This window comes from Mycobacterium sp. E1715, from assembly GCF_001667625.1.
GTDB lineage: Bacteria > Actinomycetota > Actinomycetes > Mycobacteriales > Mycobacteriaceae > Mycobacterium.
On the sequence record NZ_LZJJ01000139.1, the window covers coordinates 1 to 3,778 of the forward strand.

General features: G+C 73.5%; 4 protein-coding genes and 1 pseudogene. All 5 read left to right on the forward strand.

The features are described 5' to 3' along the window. Positions 1 to 125, forward strand: a pseudogene (locus tag A9X03_RS07625) (uL13 family ribosomal protein); the annotation flags it as partial. A gap of 17 nt (positions 126 to 142) precedes the next feature. Further along, on the forward strand, positions 143 to 613 hold the full coding sequence (rpsI, locus tag A9X03_RS07630) for a 30S ribosomal protein S9 (protein ID WP_082954810.1): 471 nt from the start codon (positions 143 to 145) through the stop codon (positions 611 to 613). Positions 614 to 762: 149 nt separating this feature from the next. Continuing rightward, positions 763 to 2,100 carry a phosphoglucosamine mutase gene (glmM, locus tag A9X03_RS07635; RefSeq protein WP_067754457.1) on the forward strand — a complete coding sequence of 446 codons (1,338 nt, stop codon included), beginning with the start codon at positions 763 to 765 and terminating at the stop codon, positions 2,098 to 2,100. 43 nt (positions 2,101 to 2,143) lie between these two features. Then, positions 2,144 to 2,473, forward strand: a complete 330-nt coding sequence (locus A9X03_RS07640) for a type VII secretion target (RefSeq protein WP_068260442.1) — start codon at positions 2,144 to 2,146, stop codon at positions 2,471 to 2,473. A 2-nt stretch (positions 2,474 to 2,475) separates the two neighbouring features. Next, the coding region (locus tag A9X03_RS07645; RefSeq protein WP_068260445.1) for a hypothetical protein at positions 2,476 to 3,778 on the forward strand (1,303 nt) is incomplete at its 3' end.

Here is a 3,778-nt window from a genome sequence, read left to right on the forward strand (position 1 = left end):
GCATGCTGCCCAAGAACAAGCTCAGCCGTCAGATCCAGCGCAAACTCCACGTCTACGCCGGCCCGGAGCACCCGCACGCCGCTCAGAAGCCGGTTCCGTACGAGATCAAGCAGGTGGCCCAGTGACCGAAACGACCGAGGCCCTGGACGACACCACGGCCACCCCGGAAACCCCGGACGTCCCGGCCGAGGCGCCCGCCCCCGCGGCCGCCGAGTCCTTCGTCTTCGACCGGCCCATCCAGACCGTCGGCCGCCGCAAGGAGGCCGTGGTGCGGGTGCGCCTGGTGCCCGGCACCGGCAAGTTCGACCTGAACGGCCGCAGCCTGGAGGATTACTTCCCCAACAAGGTGCACCAGCAGCTGATCAAGGCCCCGCTGGTCACGGTGGACCGGGTGGAGAACTTCGACATCTTCGCCCTGCTGCACGGCGGCGGCCCGTCGGGCCAGGCCGGGGCGCTGCGGCTGGGCATCGCCCGGGCGCTGATCCTGGCGCAACCCGAGGACCGGCCCGCCCTGAAGAAGGCCGGCTTCCTCACCCGTGACCCGCGCGCCACCGAGCGCAAGAAGTACGGGCTGAAGAAGGCCCGCAAGGCGCCTCAGTACAGCAAGCGCTGATCGACCATCACTTTCTGGCCGCAACGGGGCGTCAAACTGGGACGTTCCGCGCTTGTATCGGCGTGTCTGCGCCCAAACGCGCCCCGTTTCGGTCAGAAAAGAACGGGCACGTTAGGTGAACGACCGCCAACTGTGAGAGGTTTTTCCGCATGGGTCGACTATTCGGCACCGACGGTGTCCGCGGGGTCGCCAATCGCGAGTTGACCGCGGAGCTGGCGCTGGAGCTGGGCGCCGCGGCCGCGCGGCACCTGGCCAGCGCGGGCGGACCCGGGCGGCGCGTCGCCGTGATCGGGCGCGACCCCCGGGCCAGCGGCGAGATGCTGGAAGCCGCGGTGATCGCCGGGCTGACCAGCCAGGGCGTCGACGCGCTGCGGGTCGGGGTCCTGCCCACGCCCGCGGTGGCCTACCTGACCGGCGCGTACGACGCCGACTTCGGCGTGATGATCTCGGCGTCGCACAACCCGATGCCCGACAACGGCATCAAGATCTTCGGCCCCGGCGGCCGCAAGCTCGACGACGAAACCGAAGATCGGATCGAGGCGCTGGTCACCGCGGAAATCGGGATGCGCCCCGTCGGCGCCGGGATCGGCCGCGTCATCGACGCCGAGGACGCCGACGACCGCTACCTGCGCCACCTGAGCAAGGCCAGCACGCTGCGGCTCGACGGCCTGACCGTGGTGGTCGACTGCGCGCACGGCGCGGCCTCGTCGGTGGCGCCGCGCGCCTACCGCGCGGCCGGGGCCCGGGTCATCGCGATCAACGCCGACCCCAACGGCCTGAACATCAACGACAACTGCGGCTCCACCCACCTGGATTCGCTGCGCGCCGCGGTCATCGACCACCGCGCGGACCTGGGGCTGGCCCACGACGGGGACGCCGACCGCTGCCTGGCCATCGACGCCAACGGCGAGCTCGTCGACGGCGACGCGATCATGGTCGTGCTCGCGCTGGCCATGCGCGAGGCCGGCGAGCTGGCCTCCGACACGCTGGTGGCCACCGTGATGAGCAACCTCGGCCTGCACCTGGCCATGCGCGCCGCCGGGATCACCGTGCGCACCACCGGGGTCGGCGACCGCTACGTCCTCGAGGAGCTGCGGGCCGGCGACTACAGCCTCGGCGGCGAGCAGTCCGGCCACATCGTGATGCCGGCCCTGGGCTCCACGGGGGACGGCATCGTCACCGGGCTGCGGCTGATGACGCGCATGGTGCAGACCGGCTCGTCGCTGACCGAGCTCGCCGCGCCGATGCAGACGCTGCCGCAGGTGCTGATCAACGTCCGGGTGGCCGACAAGGACACCGCCGCCGCCGCGCCCGCCGTGCGCACCGCGGTCGGCGACGCCGAGGCCGAGCTCGGTGACACCGGCCGAATCCTGTTGCGGCCCTCCGGAACCGAGCCCGTCATCCGCGTCATGGTGGAAGCGCCCGAGGCGGACGTCGCCCAGCGCGTGGCGAATCGGGTCGCCGAGGCGGTCAGCTCCGCGCACTGAATCTCCCCGGAACCGGGGCGCGTGCCCGGGCGTCGGATTAGGCATGAGATTCGACAGGGGAACACGACCCGTCACCGTGGCCCGCACCGAGGTCGACGTCGCGGCGACGCACCGCGTGGCAGACCAGTTCCGCGCCGCCGCCGACCTTCTCGACCGCGCCCTCAGCGATCAGCTGGGCAGGCTGGCTTTCGGCGGGGCCGCCGCCGGCCGGGCGCACGCCGCGCGCGGCGACGCGCTGCGCGTCGAGTTGGAGCGGCTGACCGCCGAAGTGGCACAGTGGTCGCGCGCGTCCGCCGAGATCGCCAGCGCCCTGCGCGTCAGCGCCGACCGCTACGCCGACGCCGAGGCGTACGCCGCGGAACGGATCGCCTGAGCGTGGCCGAGCGGTTGGATGTCGCCGGGCGCCTCGCCGAGGGCCTGCCCGCTGTCGAGCACACCGAGCTGTATGTGCGGGCCTGCCATGCCCTTGGCTACCAACATCCCGACCTGACGGCGCATCCCGCGCAGATCCGCGACTGGTATGCCACCGAAGACGGCCTCGATCTGCGCGCCCTCGACCGCGACTGCGCGGAGCTGCGGGCGGCGGGCGAGACGGTCGCCGAGGCGTTGCGGGTGCAGCGCGCCCAGGTGGCCGAGTTGGCCGCGGCGTGGGTCGGGCCCGCCGGCGACGCCGCGGTGCGGTTTGTCGAACGCCACTGCGACGCCGCCGGGGCGGTCGCCACCGAACTGCGCGCGGCCGCCCAGCGGTGCGAGTCGCTGCGCGACAACATGTGGTACCTGGTCGATTCGAAGGTCGCGACGGCCATCTCGGTCGACGACGGCACCCGGTCGCAGCGGCCGGCGTGGCTGGCCGCCGCCGCCACGGTCACGGCCGGGGCGGGGGACCGGCACGCCGCCGAGGAGATGGTGCGCGGGCAGGTGATGCCCTACGTGGACAACGAGATTCGCGACGACTGGCTGACGACGATGCGGTCGACGCGCGACGGTATCGACACCGCCTACGACATGGTCACCGAACGGATGGCCGCCGCGCCGATGGTGCGCTTCGAGACCCCCGGGGATCTGGGACCCGGCTACCAGCCGGTGCGGGGGGCGCCGCCCGCCGTCGCGCCCGTCGCGGTGGTGCCCGCGGCCGCGAGCCCGAGCCCGCCGCCGGATCCGGCGCCGACGGCGGCCACGCTCGCGCCGGATCCGGCGCCGACGGCGGCCACGCTCGCGCCGGCTCCGGTTCCCGCCGCGCCGCAACCTGATTGGGGATCCGCGCTCGGCGACGCGGGCGTCATGCCGGCGGGCGATCTGGGCGGTGGGCTCGGTGGTGGCCGTGGTGGTGGTGCGGGTCTGCTGGGGTTGGCCGGCAGGATCGTCGACGCGGTCGGTGGGCTGATCGGCTCGGCCGGCGACGAGGCGGGCGCTGGCGATCCCTTCGACGAGGGCGACGCCCTCGACGAGGACCCCTTCAAGCCCGACGACGAGGACGACGAGCCCATCAGGACCGAGGACAGCGAAAACGCCGCGGACACCGGAGGATCCGAGCCCGACGTGGCGGCTCAGCCGCGGGCGGCGCCGCAGCCGGCGGATACGCCGGCGCCACCCGTCGAAGCGCCGGCCAACCCACCGCCACCGGTTGCCCCTCCCGCGGCGGGCGGGCCCGTGCCGCCGGCGACCGATGGGAAGACGC